Consider the following 14,564-nt stretch of genomic DNA (forward strand, 5'->3'; position numbering starts at 1 on the left):
CGGGGCGCGGTGAAGCTGCGGGCAGTTACCATCGTCACCAATTGAAAACCACACACCAAAACAGAAGCGGGAGCATCGATGGCTGTCGATAACGCGGGAGAACTGGGCAAGGTCGTCGTGCTGCTGGCCGCCGGCGTCGTTGCGGTGCCACTGTTCCGCCGGCTGGGCCTCGGCTCGGTGCTCGGCTACCTCGCCGCCGGCCTGATCATCGGCCCGTTCGGCTTCGGCTTTTTCAGCGAGCCCCAGCACATCCTCCACGTGGCTGAGCTCGGCGTGGTGATGTTCCTCTTCGTCATCGGCCTCGAAATGCAGCCCTCGCGCCTGTGGTCGCTGCGCAAGGCGATTTTCGGGCTGGGGCTGGCGCAGGTGGTGGCCTGCGGTGCGTTGCTGACCGGGCTGGGCATCCTGTTCGGCCTGTCCGCACCGGTGGCTTTCATCGCGGCCATGGGCTTCGTGCTCACCTCCACCGCGACGGTGATGCAACTGATGGACGAGCAGGGCTTCACGTCCACCACGCGCGGACAGCACATCGTCTCGATCCTGCTGCTGGAAGACCTGGCCATCGTGCCCTTGCTGGCCATCGTGGCGGCGCTCTCCCCCGAGAACTCGAACAACGGCCCGGCCGTGTCCCGCTGGGTGACGGTGGGCATCGCCCTTGCCGCGCTTGCGGGGTTGATCGCCGTGAGCAAATGGGTGCTGAACCCCATGTTCCGCGTGCTCGCCAACTCCAAGGCGCGCGAGGTCATGACGGCTGCCGCGCTGCTCGTGGTGCTCGGCGCTGCATTGGCCATGGACTGGGGCGGCCTCTCGATGGCGATGGGCGCGTTTGCTGCCGGCGTGATGCTGTCCGAATCGACATTCCGTCATCAGCTGGAGGCGGACATCGAGCCGTTCCGCGGCATCCTGCTCGGCCTCTTCTTCATGAGCGTGGGCATGTCGCTCAACATCCCGCTGGTGCTGGCCGACTGGCCGCGCATCGTGGCGGCGGTGCTGGCATTCATGGTGCTCAAGGCGATCGGCATCTATGTGGTCGCGCGCATCGCCAAGGCGAACCACCACGACGCGCTGGAGCGTGCCGGTGTCATGGCGCAGGGCGGCGAATTCGCGTTCGTGCTGTTCTCGGCTGCTGCCGCGGGCGGCATCATCGACGCACCGATGAACGCGGTGCTGACGGCGGCCATCATCATCTCGATGGCACTCACGCCGCTCATCGTCATCGGCATGGGCCGCATGCTGCCCAAGGAAGAGAAAGCGCCCGAGAGCATGGAAGGCATCGACGAGCCGCAGGACGTGTCGGGCACGGTGCTCGTCATCGGCTTCGGCCGCTTCGGGCAGATCGCTTCACTGTCGCTGCTGGCGCGTGGCGTGGACACCATCATCATCGAGCGTGACACGGACATGATCCGTTCCGCGCTGCGCTTCGGCTTCAAGCTGTACTACGGCGACGGCACGCGGGCCGACGTGCTGCATGCCAGCGGCGCGGGCAAGGCCAAGGCCATCATGGTCTGCGTGGACGACAAGGAAACCATCAACCATGTCGTCGACCTGATCAAGCGCGAATATCCGCTCACGCCGATCCTGGCACGTGCGTTCGATCGCCAGCACGCGGCCGAACTGATCAAAAAGGGCGTGGCTTTCCAGTTGCGCGAGACTTTCGAGTCCGCCCTTGCCTTCGGTGCGGAAGCGCTGCGTGAGCTCGGTGTGGCGGACGCCGATGTGCGGGAAGTCACCAAGACCGTGCGGCGTCGCGATGCCGAGCGCCTGCAAGCCGAGCTTTCCGGTCGCCGTCTGGACGAGCAGACGCTGCAGGGCAACCGATGGGCGCCGACGCCGCTCATCAAGCCGCAGCGCGAAGGCAAGGCGCTCAACGAAGAGGCCGCCCAGGCGATCGAAGGCGAGGAAGACGATGAACAGTCGCCGGCCGCCGCTGAACCGGCGCGCTGACCGGCTGCTGCCCGCTCCGTAGTCAGTAGCGGATATTGAAGTTGACCTTGGGCAAGGGTGCCCGGCGGACTTGTTTCTGGGGCTGGCCCGGTGGCTGCTTCTGCTTGCTCGGCCACCAGGCGCTGGAGAACAGGTGGGTGAGCTTGATGTCGTCCGGCAGGGTCTGCGCCTGATGCTCCCAGGGCCAGGCGCCCCAGGTGCGACGCGGCAGTTCGGCGATGCGCCCTTCCCGGCTGCCCGAAAGGAATTCGTTCATCACGTGCGTGAAGACCCGGGGGCCGGTCAGCTCCAGCGTGAAAAAGTCCATTTGGCTGATGCCGGCCAGATCCTGTGGCGAAAAGCGCGAGACGTAATAGGCAATGCGCTCGAGCAGCAATGCCAGTGCGGGATGGCCGGGCGGCGCGCAGAACGCCCACTGTGCGAACTGCTGCGGAATGCAGAAGCGCCGCACGTAGCTGCCGAAGCCCTCCGGCCATTCGGTCGGCACCATCTCCGGGCAGATCACCATCGCGTCCGCCGAAAGGTCCACATAGCTGTGCAGTGGCGCGCGGCAGATGGTGTCCACGTCCACATACAGACCGCCCAGTTCGTGGATGGCGGCGTACCGGAAGAAGTCTGCCTTCTGCACCGGCAGCGGCAAGGCGTCGTAGGTTTTCAGGAAATGCGGCAGGCGCGTCGCGATCAGGTCGTGGCACTGCGCATCGTCGAAGAAGAGGTATTCGTAGCCGGGATGCTGCGCAACCCAGGTCTGCCTCAGCTCCTGCTGGATGGAGGGGTCGCGCTGCGTCTGGATGATTCGGCGGGGAACGGCCATTCGCGGATTGTCGCGCAGGTCACCATGGGGGGCTGGCCGCGCCGGGCTGGGCGTATCACAATGACCTGCTGGCACGGCCAGTGCCATCAGACCGGAGACCTCCCATGCCCGTTGCACCTCACGTCGTCCCTCGCGTCAAGCTTCGTTCCCTCGCCGTCTGCGCGTCGATGACGCTTGTGGCCGGTCAGCTGATGGCGCAGCAGGCAGCTCCGGCCTCCCACTGCGAAGCGCGCAGCGGCGCCGTGCTCAATCCCGTGATCGAGCTCTACACCTCCGAAGGTTGCTCGTCCTGCCCGCCTGCGGACCAGTGGCTGTCTACCCTGAAAGCCGGGCAGGCCCGGACCGGTGCTGTCGTGCAGGCCTTCCACGTCGGGTACTGGGACTACATCGGCTGGGTGGACCGCTTCGCCGCGCCGGCCCACACGCAGCGGCAACGCGAAGTCGCGCTGTCCAACCGGCTGCGCAACATCTACACCCCGCAGGTGGTGCGCAACGGCAAGGACTGGCGGGGCTGGCCGGGCTCCGCGCTGAGTCCGGGCAAGCCGGCGGACGAGCAGGCGCGCGCGGCCATCACCTTGCGCCGCACGGGAACGCAGAGCTTCGAAGCCGTCGTGCAACCCGCCGAAGGCGTGCAGCGCTGGGCGGCCTACTGGACGGTCACCGAGCACGGCCACAGTTCGCGCGTGAAGGCCGGTGAAAACCGGGGCGAGTACCTGCAACACGATTTCGTCGTGCGCCAGTACACGCCGGTCGGCGAATACCGCGGTGGACAGACGCTCAGGCTGGAAACCGTCGCGCCGCTGGCGGCACACGCCCGGCAGGTGAACCTGGTGGTGTACGAGCCCGAAAGCGGCAAGCCCTTGCAGGGCCTGTCGGCGGTGTGCAGCTGACGCGGCTTCCCGCCTGACCCGCCAGGATCAGGCAGCCCGCAGCGCCGCCTTCAGCTGCACGCCGATCTCTGGCCGCTCGGCAAACGGGTCGGGCGGGTTGTGGCCTTCGACGATGGCTTCCATGCGGCTCGCCACGTTGGCCAGCGCCTTCGGGTGGCTGTAGATGTAGAACTGGTCGGCCTCGATCGCGTCGAAAACCTTCTGCGCGACTTCGCCAGCGGTGATCTTGCCGGAGCCCACGGCCTTGTCGGTCATGGCCTGGCTGATGATCTGGCTCTTCGTCGGCTTGTCGGCTGCGAGCGCGCCGCCGGGGCGGTTGCGGTGGCTCTGGCTGATGCCGGTCTGCACGAAGTACGGGCACAGCACGCTCGCGCCGATCTGGTCGGTGACGAGGCGCAGGTCCTGGTAGAGCGACTCGGTCAGGCTCACCACGGCATGCTTGGTGACGTTGTAGACGCCCATGTTGGGCGGTGTCAGCAGGCCGGCCATGCTGGCGGTGTTGACGATGTGGCCCTGCCACTGCGGATCCTTGCGGGCTGCCTCCAGCATCATCGGCGTGAACAGGCGCACGCCGTGCACCACGCCCCAGACGTTCACGCCCATCACCCACTCCCAGTCGGCGATGGTGTTTTCCCAGATCAGCCCGCCCGCGCCGACGCCCGCGTTGTTGAATACGAAGTTCGGTGCGCCGAAGCGCTGCTGCACGTCGGCTGCCAGTTGCTCCATGGCTTTCGCGTCGGCCACGTCCACCTTGCGCGCCAGCACCTGGGCGCCGGCGGCTTCCATTTCGGCCTTCGCCTTGTCCAGCGCATCCTGCTGCACGTCCACCAGCACGAGGTTCATGCCGCGCGCTGCGCCGATGCGCGCGCACTCGAGCCCGAAGCCCGAGCCTGCGCCGGTGAGGACGGCGGTCCTGCCCTCGAAGTTGTCGATCATGTGGTCTCCACTTGTTTGAGTACGTATCCGATGCGGGGGAAATGAACGTGCACGGTGCCGACGCGTTCACCGGTGCGGCGCAGCGTGTAGTGCATGCGCGTGGCAGCGACGAGCTCGCCCTCGGTCGGTTCGGTGCCGAAGCTTTCGGCTGCGATGGTGACGCGGCTTCCGAGCGGGATGCCGTGGTCGTCCTGGAACGGCGCATCGACCACCGGCACGGGCTGCGCCTGGGCTGCTGTTTCGATGGCGTCGGCAGAACGGATCTTTTCCATCGTGCAGTGGCCGATTGCGGCCATGCGGTCCATCCAGTCGAGCACGGCAGGGGTGGCGTCGAGCACGCCGGCCATCGGCGGCACACGCGTACGCGTGAACCACAGGGGGTGATAGGCGGAAAAGTCGGCGACGCAAGGCAATTCGCCCAGCAGGTAGGGGCCGTCATCCAGCATGTCCGACAGCCGCCGCAGGTACGAGCGGTACGCAGGGAGCGCATCGGCAGGCCGCAGGCGCAGCATGCCCGTGCTCATGGCCTTGCGGTCGTCGCCGAAAGCCTTGAGCGCTTCGGGTGGCGCACCCGCGAACAGGTGCGCAGCGCCCTTGGGGCCGAGGTTGTGCGCCATGGCCGCCCAGAACAGCGTGCTGTCGGCCCACTGCGCGAGCGTGCGCGCCATGCCCTTGGAGGGCTCGGGGTAGAGCGAGGGCATCGGCTGCAGATGTTCGAGCACGTCGAAGATGAGCGCGGTATCGCAGTAGATGTCCGCGCCGATCTGCAGCACCGGTGTGCGCCGGTAGCCGCCGGTCAACTCCAGCAGGTCCGGCTTGGGCGCGATGTTCGGGATGATCACCGACTTCCACGCGAGCTGCTTGTAGCCCAGCGCGAGGCGCAGCTTCTCGGAGAACGGCGAGGTTGCGTAGTGGTGAAGGATGATGTCGGGCAGGATCGGGTCGCTCATGGTCAATCTCCCCGCGGCACGGCGCGCGCGATGATGGTGTCGAAATCGGTGGCCGCACCCAGCGAACCGAAGGCATGCCCCCAGTTGCCGGCCACGCGTGAATCGCAGAAGGCGGCAAACACGGCGGATGGTGCGGTCTGGTGGAGCAGCGCGGCCTGGATGGCGAGGGCCACGTCCTGCGCAAGGCGGCGTGCTTCCATTTCCGTGGCCATTTCTTCCACGCGCGTGGGCAGCGCATCGGCCAGGCGGTCGAGTGCCGCATGCGCGCCGCGCACCGGCGCGAGTTCGTGTGCGAGCGCGGCAGCCGTGTCCTGCTTTCGCAGGGCTCGCAGCAGGTCCAGCGCCATGATGTTGCCCGCGCCTTCCCAGATCGAGTTGAGCGGCATCTCGCGGTAGATACGGGCCATGATGCCTTCGCCGCCCTCCTCCACATAGCCGTTGCCGCCCAGGCACTCCATGGCTTCCTGCGCGAAGTGGCTGCCGCGCTTGCAGATCCAGAACTTGGCGACGGGTGTGAGCAGCCGCGCCATGGCGTTTTCGTGCGGGTCGTCGCGGTGATCGAATGCGCGCGCGAGACGGATCGCCAGCGCCGTGGCCGCTTCGGACTCCAGCGACAGATCGGCCAGCACGTTCCGCATGAGTGGCTGCTCGATCAGCGGCTTGCCGAACGCCTGCCGCTGCGACGCGTGGTTCAGCGCGATGGACAGCGCCTGTCGCATCAGGCCGGTGGTGCCCAAGGCGCAGTCGAGCCGCGTCATCGTGCCCATCTCGAGGATCTGCGGGATGCCGCGGCCCTCTTCGCCCACGAGCCACGCGGCAGCGCCGTGGAATTCCACCTCCGAGCTCGCATTGGCCTTGTTGCCCAGCTTGTCCTTCAGGCGCTGGATGTGCAGCGCATTGAGCGTGCCGTCTGGCAACACGCGTGGCAGGAACAGGCACGACAGCCCGCTTTTCGTCTGCGCGAGCACGAGGAAGGCATCGCACATCGGCGCGGAAAAGAACCACTTGTGGCCGGTGATGCGATAGCGGTCACCCCAATCGTCCTGGCCGTCGGGTTCGGCGCGCGTCGTGTTCGCCCGCACGTCGGAGCCGCCCTGCTTTTCCGTCATGCCCATACCCATGGTCACGCCGGGCTTGTCGCGCCAGGGAACTAGGCGCGGATCGTAAGCGCGCCGCGTGAGTTGTGGCGCCCAGTCCGCGTAGATGGCGGGGTTGGCGCGCAGCGCGGGCGTCACCGCATACGTCATGGAGATCGGGCATAGCACCGAAGGCTCGAGCTCGGTGAAGAGCATGAATCCCGCCGCGCGCAGCACATGGGGGCTTGCCGATTCACCGGCCCACGGGGTGCCGTGCAGGCCGGCTTCCATGGCCGCGCCGATCAGCGTGTGATAGCTCGGGTGGAACTCCACCCGGTCGATGCGACGGCCGAAACGGTCGTGCGTGTGCAGCTCGGGCAGCTTCGTGTTGGCCAGGCGTGCATGCGTCTGCATGTCCGGAGAACCGGCGAGCGCGCCGAGTTTCGACAGCGATGCCGTGTCCAGCTTCGGTGCATTGAAACGCAACGCGTCCTGCAGCGGCCGGTTGCCTTCGAACAGGTTGTAGTCGACCAGCGGTTCGGGCTGGTTGAAGACCTCGTGCGTGGCCTGCATGTCAGATCACCTTGACCAACTGCTTCCCGAAGTTGCGCCCCTTGAGCAGACCGATGAATGCGGCAGGCGCTGCTTCCAGCCCCTGTGCCACGGATTCGCGCGGCCGCAGCTTGCCGCTGCCGACCAGTCCGCCGAGCTCGCGCAGCGCCTCAGGCCAGACCTCCATGTGCTCGCTGACGATGAAGCCTTCGATCCGCAGGCGGCTGACGAGCAACGCGCGCGGGTTGGCCAGCGGGATCGGCTGGCCGTCGTAGCCGGAGATCAACCCGCACAACGCGATACGGCCGAACGCGTTCATGCGATCGAGCACCGCGTCGAAGATGTAGCCACCGACATTCTCGAAGTGGCCATCGATGCCGTCCGGGCATGCGGCATCGAGTGCCTTGCCGATGGAGGACGCGTCCGGGTGCGTGCGGTAGTCGATGCAGGCATCGAAGCCGAGCTCTTCCGTCACGTAGCGGCACTTGTCTTCGCCACCCGCAACACCCACCACACGGCAACCGCGCGCCTTGGCCAGCGCGCCGAAAGCACTTCCCACCGCGCCGCTGGCCGCCGTGACGACCAGCGTGTTGCCCGCCTTCGGCTCGATGATCTTCACGAGGCCGTACCAGGCTGTCACGCCCGGCATGCCGACCGCGCCCAGATAGTGGCTGAGCGGTACGTGCGTCGTGTCCACCTTGCGCAGCGAGCCGGGCTGCGACGCGTCTGCCACGCTGAAATGCTGCCAGCCGCCGAAGCCGACGACCTTGTCGCCCGGCGTGTAACCGGGATGACGGCTTTCGACGACTTCGCCCACCGTGCCGCCCTGCATGACCTGTCCGAGCGGCTGGGGCACCGCATAGCTCTTGGACTCGCTCATGCGCCCGCGCATGTAAGGGTCCAGGCTGAGGTAGTGATGGCGCACGAGCACGTGCCCGTCCTTGAGCGGCGGCGTCTCCGTCTGTGCGATGCGGAAGTTGGCCTCGCTGGCTTCACCCGTCGGGCGGTTGTCCAGCACGATCTGCAGGTTGGCGGGCATGTTGTCTCCTTGACTTGAAGCCGGCCACGGGCCCTCTGGCAGAGGGGCCCGTCAGTCGGTCGGCAGGTTGGGTGCGGGCCCGCCGCTTTCCGGCGGTGGACGCGGCACATAGCGGAAAGTGCCGGTGGCATGCGTGCAGGCACGGCCCTCGGCGTCGTAAATGGTGGCTTCCACAAAGGCCATCTTGGTCGTGCGATGCAGAAGCCGGCCCTTGCCGGTGAGCACACCGCGTGCAGGCTGCATGAAGCTCGTCTTCATCTCGATGGTGACCACGCCCGAGGCCGGCTGGACGCTGCGCGCGGCGGCGGCCATGGTCACGTCGAGCAGGGTCATGCAGGCGCCGCCGTGCGTGACGTCGAAGGAGTTCAGATGCTCGGGCTTCGGGTCATAGCGCAACTCCGACTGCCCGTCCGAGAAGACGTGCAGGCTGAAGCCGAGCAGCTCGACAAAGGGAATGTGCGCGCCGAAGTCCATGCACCACCTGCCGGATGATCAGCCGCCCGTGACGATGCTCACGCCACCGTCCACCGCCAGCCACTGGCCGGTGATGTGCTTGCCGGCGTCGGAGGCGTAGAGCACGCACAGGCCCTTGAGGTCTTCGTCGTCGCCCAGGCGCTGCAGCGGCGCGTGGGCGGCCAGCTTGTCCTCGCCCATGGCCTTGAGCGTGCCGGCCGTCATCTTGCTCGGAAAGAAACCCGGGCAGATGGCGTTGACGGTGATGTTGTACTTGCCCCATTCGGCGGCCAGCGCGCGCGTGAAGTTGATCACCGCGCCCTTGGACGTGTTGTAGGCAATCGTATTCATGCCGGCCGGGTTGCCACCCAGCCCCGCGATGGACGCGAGGTTGATGATGCGCCCGCTGCGCCGTTCGATCATGCTTTTCTTCGCAATGCGCTGCGACAGCAGGAAATAGCCCCGCACGTTGAGGTTCATCACCTTGTCCCACGCTTCCGTCGGATGGTCTTCCGCCGGCGCACCCCAGGCAGCGCCGGCGTTGTTGACGAGGATGTCCACCTGGCCGAATTTCGCCAGCGTCTCATCCGCCAGGCGGTGGATGTCGGACTCGATTGCGCAATCCGCGGCGATATATTGCGCGTCGATGCCTGACTTCTTCAGGTCGGCCACCGACTCTTCCAGATCGGCCGCCTTGCGCGAACTCACCATGATGCGCGCGCCGGCCTCGCCGAGGGCCTGGGCCATCTGCAGGCCGAGGCCACGCGATCCGCCGGTGACGAGCGCGGTCTTGCCCGTCAGATCGAACAGTTTCTGGATGCTGCGGGGTGTCGTCATGTCCTGGTTGTTCCTTGGATTTCGTAGTCCATGCACTGGCGCTCCAGCCGCACGGCGCTCATGAAAGGCTTGAGTGCCACATGGCGCGGATGTTCCTGGTAAGCCTGCAGCGCCGCTGCGTCCTCGAACACGCAATTGAGCACGAGGTCATAGGTGCATTCGAAGCCCGATTGTGCGATGGCGACTTCGAACTCGCGTGTCCCCGGCGCGATATCGGCGCAGGCGTCCAGCAATGCCTTGGCCTTGCGCAAGTTCGTCGCCCTGTCGGCGCCGTCGGCGCTTTCGTGGAATTTCCACATCACGATGTGGCGGATCATGGACCCTCCTTCAGCCGGGAACGCACATAAATGAGCGCGAAGCCCAGGGCCGCCGCGATGCCACCCATGACGAACAGCACGGTGGACGTGAGATCGGCGGGCTCTTCGAAGCGCTGCACCGCACAGCCGAGCACCACGCCGAACAAGCCGCCGTAGATGAGCACCCAGATCCAGATTTCCAGTCGCGCCAGCGTTGTCGCCGACGCCATCAGAACGCCTCTTCAGGAAAGCCTGCGCAGGTCAGGTCGCGGGTTTCGACGACTTTCAGCCAGGCGTCGATCTTGGGGAGTTCGTAGTGGAAGAAGTACTGCATGGCGCCCGTCCGGCCGTTGGTCATGGGCTGTGATTCTGCCGCATCGCCTTCAACCGCACTCAGCGCCACGTCAAGGCTGATCCACGCCATGACGGTGTGGCCGAACGCCTGCATGTAGGGCACGGCGTTGGGCAGCGCATGCGCGGGGTCGCCCGTGGCCCATGCGGCCTTGGTGGCCGCGCCGATGTGGGCCAGCGCCTTGCCCAGCGCATTGGCATGCGTGGCAAACCCGGGCAGATGGATGGCGCGCTCGATCGTCGCGTTGATGCGGGCGGCCAGCAACTGCAGGCCGCGCCCGCCTTCCATGACCACCTTTCGGCCCAGCAGGTCGGCCGCCTGGATGCCGTGCGTTCCCTCGTGGATCATGTTCAGGCGGTTGTCGCGCCAGTACTGCTCGACCGGGAAGTCGCGCGTGTAACCGTAGCCGCCGTGGATCTGGATGGCCAGTGAATTCGCTTCGAGGCACCACTCGCTGGGCCAGCTCTTGGCCACGGGCGTCAGCACTTCCAGCAGCAATCGCGCGTCGTCTGCCGACTGCGGCTCACCGGTGTGCTGCTCGTCCACCAGACGCGCACAGTACAGCAGCAGCGCCAGCGAACTTTCGCAATACGACTTCTGTGCCAGCAGCATGCGTTTGACGTCGGCGTGCTCGATGATGCGCACCTGCGGTTGGGCGGCGTCCTTGCCAGCCACGCCGATGGGCCGGCCCTGCGGACGGTTGCGCGCGTAGTCGAGCGAAGCCTCGTAGCCGGCCATGCCGAGCATCGTCGCCGCCATGCCGATGCCGATGCGCGCCTCGTTCATCATGTGGAACATGCAGCGCAGGCCTTCACCCGGCTTGCCGACCAGATAGCCCACCGCGCCGGCCTGCCCGCCTACCGGGAACTTGCCCTCGCCAAAATTGAGCAGCGTGTTGGTGGTACCGCGCCAGCCGAGCTTGTGGTTCAGGCCGGCCAGCGCCACGTCGTTGCGCACGCCGGTGAGCTGGCCCTGCTCGTCCACCAGCTTCTTCGGCACGATGAACAGCGAGATGCCCCGCGTGCCCGGCACGAGCTTGCCGTCCGCACCCGGGATCTTGGCGAGCACCAGATGGATGATGTTCTCGGTCATCTCGTGCTCGCCGGACGAGATCCACATCTTGTTGCCCTTGAGGCGGTAGCGTGGGCCGAGCGGGTCGGACGCGAAGTCATCGCCATCAGGCACCGCCCGCGTGGCCACGTCGCTCAGGGACGAGCCGGCCTGCGGTTCCGACAGGCACATCGTGCCGGACCAGCGGCCCGAGAATTCGTCGAGCGCGAACACCCTCTTCTGCGCTTCGGTGCCATGTGCCATCAGCAAATTGGCGTTGCCGACCGTGAGCAGGCTCGAACTGATACTCACCGAGGCCATCGCGAAGAACGAATTCGCCGCCGCCTCGACCGTGTACGGCAGTTGCATGCCGCCGATGTCGTAGTCCTGCGCGGCGCTCAGCATGCCGGACTCGGCATAGGCCTTGCGCGCGTCATGTGTCGCCTGCGGCAGGATCACTTTCTCGCCGTCGAAGTGCGGCTCCTGCGTGTCGACGAGCCGGTTGAACGGCGCGTACTTCTCACGCGCGATGCGCTCGCAGGTGTCGAGCACCGCGTCGAAGGTCTCGCGCGAATGCTCGGCAAAGCGCTCGCGTGCCGTCAGCGACTGGACGTCGAGCCAGTGATGCAGCAGGAAGTCGAGTGTGGCGCGCAGGGCCATGAGCCGCTTTCGCTGCGCGCGTCAGAGCACTTCGAAAACGCCCGCAGCGCCCATGCCGCCGCCGATGCACATGGTCACCACGACCTTCTTTGCGCCGCGGCGTTTGCCTTCGATGAGCGCATGGCCGGTCAGGCGCTGGCCCGACACGCCATAGGGGTGCCCGACCGCGATCGCGCCGCCGTTGACGTTGAGCAGTTCGGGCGGAATGCCCAGCTTGTCGCGGCAGTAGATCACCTGCACGGCGAAGGCTTCGTTCAGCTCCCACAGGTCGATGTCGCTGATCTTGAGGCCCAGGTTCTTGAGCACCTTGGGCACGGCGAACACCGGGCCGATGCCCATTTCGTCGGGCTCGCAACCGGCCACCGCGAAGCCGAGGAAGCGGCCCAGGGGCTTCAAGCCCTTACGGCTGGCGTATTCCTCACTCACCACGGCGCAGGCGCCTGCGCCGTCGGAGAACTGGCTGGCGTTACCGGCCGACACCACACCGCCCGGAACGGCGGAACGGATGCCCGAGATGCTTTCCTTCGTCGTGCCTTCGCGCAGGCCTTCATCCACGCTGGACGTCACTTCCTTGGTGATCAGCCCCAGCACCGGGTCGGCCACCCCGGCCTTGACCTTGATGGGCGCGATCTCGTCGGTGAACTTGCCGGCCGCCTGCGCGGCGCAGGCCTTCTGCTGGCTGGCCGCACCGTATTCGTCCATGGCGTCGCGGCTGATGTTGTAGCGCTTGGCGACCTGCTCGGCAGTTTCGAGCATCGACCAGTAGATTTCGGGCTTCTTCTTGTCGAGGTCGAGGTCGCGCAGCATGTGCTGGTTCATCTCCTGCTGCACGCATGAGATGCTTTCCACGCCGCCGGCCACGTACACCTCGCCTTCGCCCGAGATGATGCGTTGTGAAGCCAGTGCGATCGTCTGCAGGCCGGAAGAACAGAAGCGGTTGACCGTCATGCCCGACACGCTGATCGGCAGGTCGGCCATCAGCGCGATCTGGCGGGCGATGTTGGCGCCGGTCGCACCCTCGGGGTTCGCGCAGCCCATGATGACGTCTTCCACTTCGCCGCCTTCGATGCCGGCGCGCTGAAGCGCATGCTTGACCGCGTGGCCGCCCAGCGTTGCGCCGTGCGTCATGTTGAAAGCGCCCTTCCAGCTCTTGGCAAGCGGCGTGCGGGCGGTGGAGACGATGACGGCTTTGGTCATGGCGGTTCCTTTCTGGAGAAGTCTCGGATCAGGCGTTGGGATTCAGGATGCCGGCGCGTTCAGGTTGCGCAGCAGCTGGTGATAGAAGCGCACCAGTTCCGCCAGGTTGGCGGTCGCGATGCGCTCGTCGGTGCCGTGCAGCCGGGGGAGGTCCTCCGGCTTCACCCGCACCGGCGAGAAGCGGTAGATGTTGTCGGTCAATCCGGTGAAATGATGCGAGTCTGACCCCGCTACATAGAGCGCAGGTGCGACCAGGACATCAGGGAATAGCGAGCGCATCGTGCGGTTCAGGGTCTGGTATGGCGCCGCCTCTGTCGGCGAGATGCCGGTCGGATCGACGGCACCCTGCATCTCGGTCACCTCGATGCCCTCGCCCACCTTGGAGCGAACGTGCGCCAGCACCGTCTGGCGTGTTTCGCCAGGCATGATCCGGAAGTTCACCACGGCCTCGGCCTGGCCGGGGATGACGTTGTCCTTGTTGCCTGCCTGCACGATCGTCAGTGCGGTTGTCGTGCGCAGCATGGCGTTCGTGCTGCCGCTCTTCTCGAGCTGCTTCTGCACGATCGGACCGAACAGCCAGAGGTTCGACAGCGCCACGCGCTGAAAGCCGCTCATCTCGGGCGCCATCGTCTCGAACATCTCGCGGGCCACGCCTTTCATGGCGGCCGGCAACTGCTCTTCGTCGAGCTTGCGCAGCGCAGCGCTGATGCGCGAGATGGCGGTGTTGCCCGGCGGCGGCGGCGCCGACGCATGCCCCGGCGTTCCCGTGGCTTTGAGCACGACGGAGATATAGCCCTTCTCCGCGATGCCGATGATGGCGACTGGTCTGGTCAGGCCCGGCATGAGACCGTCGGCAATGAACAGTCCTTCGTCCAGCACGAAGTCGAGCTGGACATTGCGAGATTTCAGCAGCGCTGCGATCGCCTTGGCACCGCGCAGACCGCTGACCTCTTCGTCCGCGCCGGAGATGACGTAGACGGTCTGCTTCGGCTGGAACCCGCCAGCCAGCAGCGTTTCGATGGCTTCGAGCTGCGCGATGAGGTTGCCCTTGTCGTCCCAGGCACCCCGGCCCCAGACAAAGCCGTCGCGGATTTCGCCGGCGAAGGGGCTGGACTTCCACTTGCCTTCAGTGCCCGGCTCGATGGGCACCACGTCATGGTGCGCCATGAGCGCGATGGGCTTCGCACGGGCGTCCGTCCCGGTCCACGTGTAGAGCAAGGCATAACCGCCGACGAGTTCGCGCTTGAGCGACGCATGCACCCGCGGAAAGCGCTCCTGCAGGTATGCATGGAACTTGAGGAACTCCGCGGCGTTCGCCTCCGGGTCCGTCAGGCTCGACACCGTCTGCAGGCGAATCGCGCCGGCCAGCTTCTCGGCGACGGCCTTTTCGTCCACGGCCAGCGGCGGCGCTGCCGGCACGTCGATCTGCCGGGAGCCCTGCCGCAGGGTGTTGACCGTGACGGCCACCACCAGCAGCACGACGAGCGCCAGCAATCCGGACAAGACACGTTTGATCAT

The 14,564-nt window shown here is 66.4% G+C and carries 14 protein-coding genes; 2 read left to right on the plus strand and 12 right to left on the minus strand.

Translation table 11 applies throughout. The annotated features are described in order from the left end of the window. The first annotated feature begins 78 nt into the window (after nucleotides 1-78). Nucleotides 79-1,944, plus strand: coding sequence for a monovalent cation:proton antiporter-2 (CPA2) family protein (locus ACO2Q9_RS17980; RefSeq protein WP_423313291.1), 1,866 nt, complete (start codon nucleotides 79-81; stop codon nucleotides 1,942-1,944). 22 nt (nucleotides 1,945-1,966) lie between these two features. Here the strand turns inward: ACO2Q9_RS17980 and ACO2Q9_RS17985 are convergent, their stop codons facing one another. Continuing rightward, complete coding sequence (locus tag ACO2Q9_RS17985; RefSeq protein ID WP_423313293.1) at nucleotides 1,967-2,758, minus strand: glycosyltransferase family 32 protein; 792 nt, start codon at nucleotides 2,756-2,758, stop codon at nucleotides 1,967-1,969. Between the two features lie 104 nt (nucleotides 2,759-2,862). Here ACO2Q9_RS17985 and ACO2Q9_RS17990 point away from each other — a divergent pair, with 104 nt between their 5' ends. Then, nucleotides 2,863-3,648, plus strand: coding sequence for a DUF1223 domain-containing protein (locus ACO2Q9_RS17990; RefSeq protein WP_423313294.1), 786 nt, complete (start codon nucleotides 2,863-2,865; stop codon nucleotides 3,646-3,648). A 27-nt stretch (nucleotides 3,649-3,675) separates the two neighbouring features. Here the strand turns inward: ACO2Q9_RS17990 and ACO2Q9_RS17995 are convergent, their stop codons facing one another. Genes ACO2Q9_RS17995 through ACO2Q9_RS18045 form a run of 11 tightly spaced genes read right to left on the minus strand, consistent with a single transcriptional unit; the run spans nucleotide 3,676 to nucleotide 14,564 of the window. Beyond that, the gene (locus tag ACO2Q9_RS17995; protein WP_423313296.1) at nucleotides 3,676-4,584 is read right to left on the minus strand and encodes an SDR family oxidoreductase; all 909 of its coding nucleotides are present in this window, start codon (nucleotides 4,582-4,584) and stop codon (nucleotides 3,676-3,678) included. After that, on the minus strand, nucleotides 4,581-5,534 hold the full coding sequence (locus tag ACO2Q9_RS18000; RefSeq protein ID WP_423313298.1) for a glutathione S-transferase family protein: 954 nt from the start codon (nucleotides 5,532-5,534) through the stop codon (nucleotides 4,581-4,583). The genes ACO2Q9_RS17995 and ACO2Q9_RS18000 overlap by 4 nt, the downstream gene beginning before the upstream one ends. Before the next feature lie 2 nt (nucleotides 5,535-5,536). Beyond that, on the minus strand, nucleotides 5,537-7,183 hold the full coding sequence (locus ACO2Q9_RS18005; RefSeq protein ID WP_423313300.1) for an isovaleryl-CoA dehydrogenase: 1,647 nt from the start codon (nucleotides 7,181-7,183) through the stop codon (nucleotides 5,537-5,539). Between the two features lies 1 nt (nucleotide 7,184). Continuing rightward, nucleotides 7,185-8,201 (minus strand): NADP-dependent oxidoreductase, encoded by a 1,017-nt coding sequence (locus ACO2Q9_RS18010; RefSeq protein ID WP_423313302.1) that lies wholly within the window; start codon nucleotides 8,199-8,201, stop codon nucleotides 7,185-7,187. 51 nt (nucleotides 8,202-8,252) lie between these two features. Then, nucleotides 8,253-8,675 carry a PaaI family thioesterase gene (locus tag ACO2Q9_RS18015; RefSeq protein WP_423313304.1) on the minus strand — a complete coding sequence of 141 codons (423 nt, stop codon included), beginning with the start codon at nucleotides 8,673-8,675 and terminating at the stop codon, nucleotides 8,253-8,255. 18 nt (nucleotides 8,676-8,693) lie between these two features. Continuing rightward, the gene (locus tag ACO2Q9_RS18020) at nucleotides 8,694-9,491 is read right to left on the minus strand and encodes an SDR family oxidoreductase (RefSeq protein WP_423313306.1); all 798 of its coding nucleotides are present in this window, start codon (nucleotides 9,489-9,491) and stop codon (nucleotides 8,694-8,696) included. Next, nucleotides 9,488-9,808, minus strand: a complete 321-nt coding sequence (locus tag ACO2Q9_RS18025; RefSeq protein ID WP_423313308.1) for a Dabb family protein — start codon at nucleotides 9,806-9,808, stop codon at nucleotides 9,488-9,490. The genes ACO2Q9_RS18020 and ACO2Q9_RS18025 overlap by 4 nt, the downstream gene beginning before the upstream one ends. Continuing rightward, a complete protein-coding gene (locus ACO2Q9_RS18030; RefSeq protein ID WP_423313309.1) occupies nucleotides 9,805-10,017 on the minus strand; it encodes a hypothetical protein in 213 nt (70 codons plus the stop codon). Before ACO2Q9_RS18030 ends, ACO2Q9_RS18025 begins: the two co-directional genes overlap by 4 nt. Continuing rightward, nucleotides 10,017-11,849 carry an acyl-CoA dehydrogenase gene (locus ACO2Q9_RS18035; protein ID WP_423313311.1) on the minus strand — a complete coding sequence of 611 codons (1,833 nt, stop codon included), beginning with the start codon at nucleotides 11,847-11,849 and terminating at the stop codon, nucleotides 10,017-10,019. Before ACO2Q9_RS18035 ends, ACO2Q9_RS18030 begins: the two co-directional genes overlap by 1 nt. Before the next feature lie 21 nt (nucleotides 11,850-11,870). After that, nucleotides 11,871-13,046, minus strand: coding sequence for an acetyl-CoA C-acyltransferase (locus tag ACO2Q9_RS18040; protein ID WP_423313312.1), 1,176 nt, complete (start codon nucleotides 13,044-13,046; stop codon nucleotides 11,871-11,873). 42 nt (nucleotides 13,047-13,088) lie between these two features. Then, nucleotides 13,089-14,564, minus strand: a complete 1,476-nt coding sequence (locus tag ACO2Q9_RS18045) for a M20 family peptidase (protein WP_423313314.1) — start codon at nucleotides 14,562-14,564, stop codon at nucleotides 13,089-13,091.

It is taken from the genome of Variovorax sp. VNK109, assembly GCF_049445855.1.
Classification (GTDB): domain Bacteria; phylum Pseudomonadota; class Gammaproteobacteria; order Burkholderiales; family Burkholderiaceae_C; genus JAGOCV01.

Coding starts and splice junctions, on each gene's coding strand:
- ACO2Q9_RS17980 (WP_423313291.1), top strand. CDS start 79: ATGGCTGTCGATAACGCGGGAGAACTGGGCAAGGTCGTCGTGCTGCTG.
- ACO2Q9_RS17985 (WP_423313293.1), bottom strand. CDS start 2,758: ATGGCCGTTCCCCGCCGAATCATCCAGACGCAGCGCGACCCCTCCATC.
- ACO2Q9_RS17990 (WP_423313294.1), top strand. CDS start 2,863: ATGCCCGTTGCACCTCACGTCGTCCCTCGCGTCAAGCTTCGTTCCCTC.
- ACO2Q9_RS17995 (WP_423313296.1), bottom strand. CDS start 4,584: ATGATCGACAACTTCGAGGGCAGGACCGCCGTCCTCACCGGCGCAGGC.
- ACO2Q9_RS18000 (WP_423313298.1), bottom strand. CDS start 5,534: ATGAGCGACCCGATCCTGCCCGACATCATCCTTCACCACTACGCAACC.
- ACO2Q9_RS18005 (WP_423313300.1), bottom strand. CDS start 7,183: ATGCAGGCCACGCACGAGGTCTTCAACCAGCCCGAACCGCTGGTCGAC.
- ACO2Q9_RS18010 (WP_423313302.1), bottom strand. CDS start 8,201: ATGCCCGCCAACCTGCAGATCGTGCTGGACAACCGCCCGACGGGTGAA.
- ACO2Q9_RS18015 (WP_423313304.1), bottom strand. CDS start 8,675: ATGGACTTCGGCGCGCACATTCCCTTTGTCGAGCTGCTCGGCTTCAGC.
- ACO2Q9_RS18020 (WP_423313306.1), bottom strand. CDS start 9,491: ATGACGACACCCCGCAGCATCCAGAAACTGTTCGATCTGACGGGCAAG.
- ACO2Q9_RS18025 (WP_423313308.1), bottom strand. CDS start 9,808: ATGATCCGCCACATCGTGATGTGGAAATTCCACGAAAGCGCCGACGGC.
- ACO2Q9_RS18030 (WP_423313309.1), bottom strand. CDS start 10,017: ATGGCGTCGGCGACAACGCTGGCGCGACTGGAAATCTGGATCTGGGTG.
- ACO2Q9_RS18035 (WP_423313311.1), bottom strand. CDS start 11,849: ATGGCCCTGCGCGCCACACTCGACTTCCTGCTGCATCACTGGCTCGAC.
- ACO2Q9_RS18040 (WP_423313312.1), bottom strand. CDS start 13,046: ATGACCAAAGCCGTCATCGTCTCCACCGCCCGCACGCCGCTTGCCAAG.
- ACO2Q9_RS18045 (WP_423313314.1), bottom strand. CDS start 14,564: ATGATCAAACGTGTCTTGTCCGGATTGCTGGCGCTCGTCGTGCTGCTG.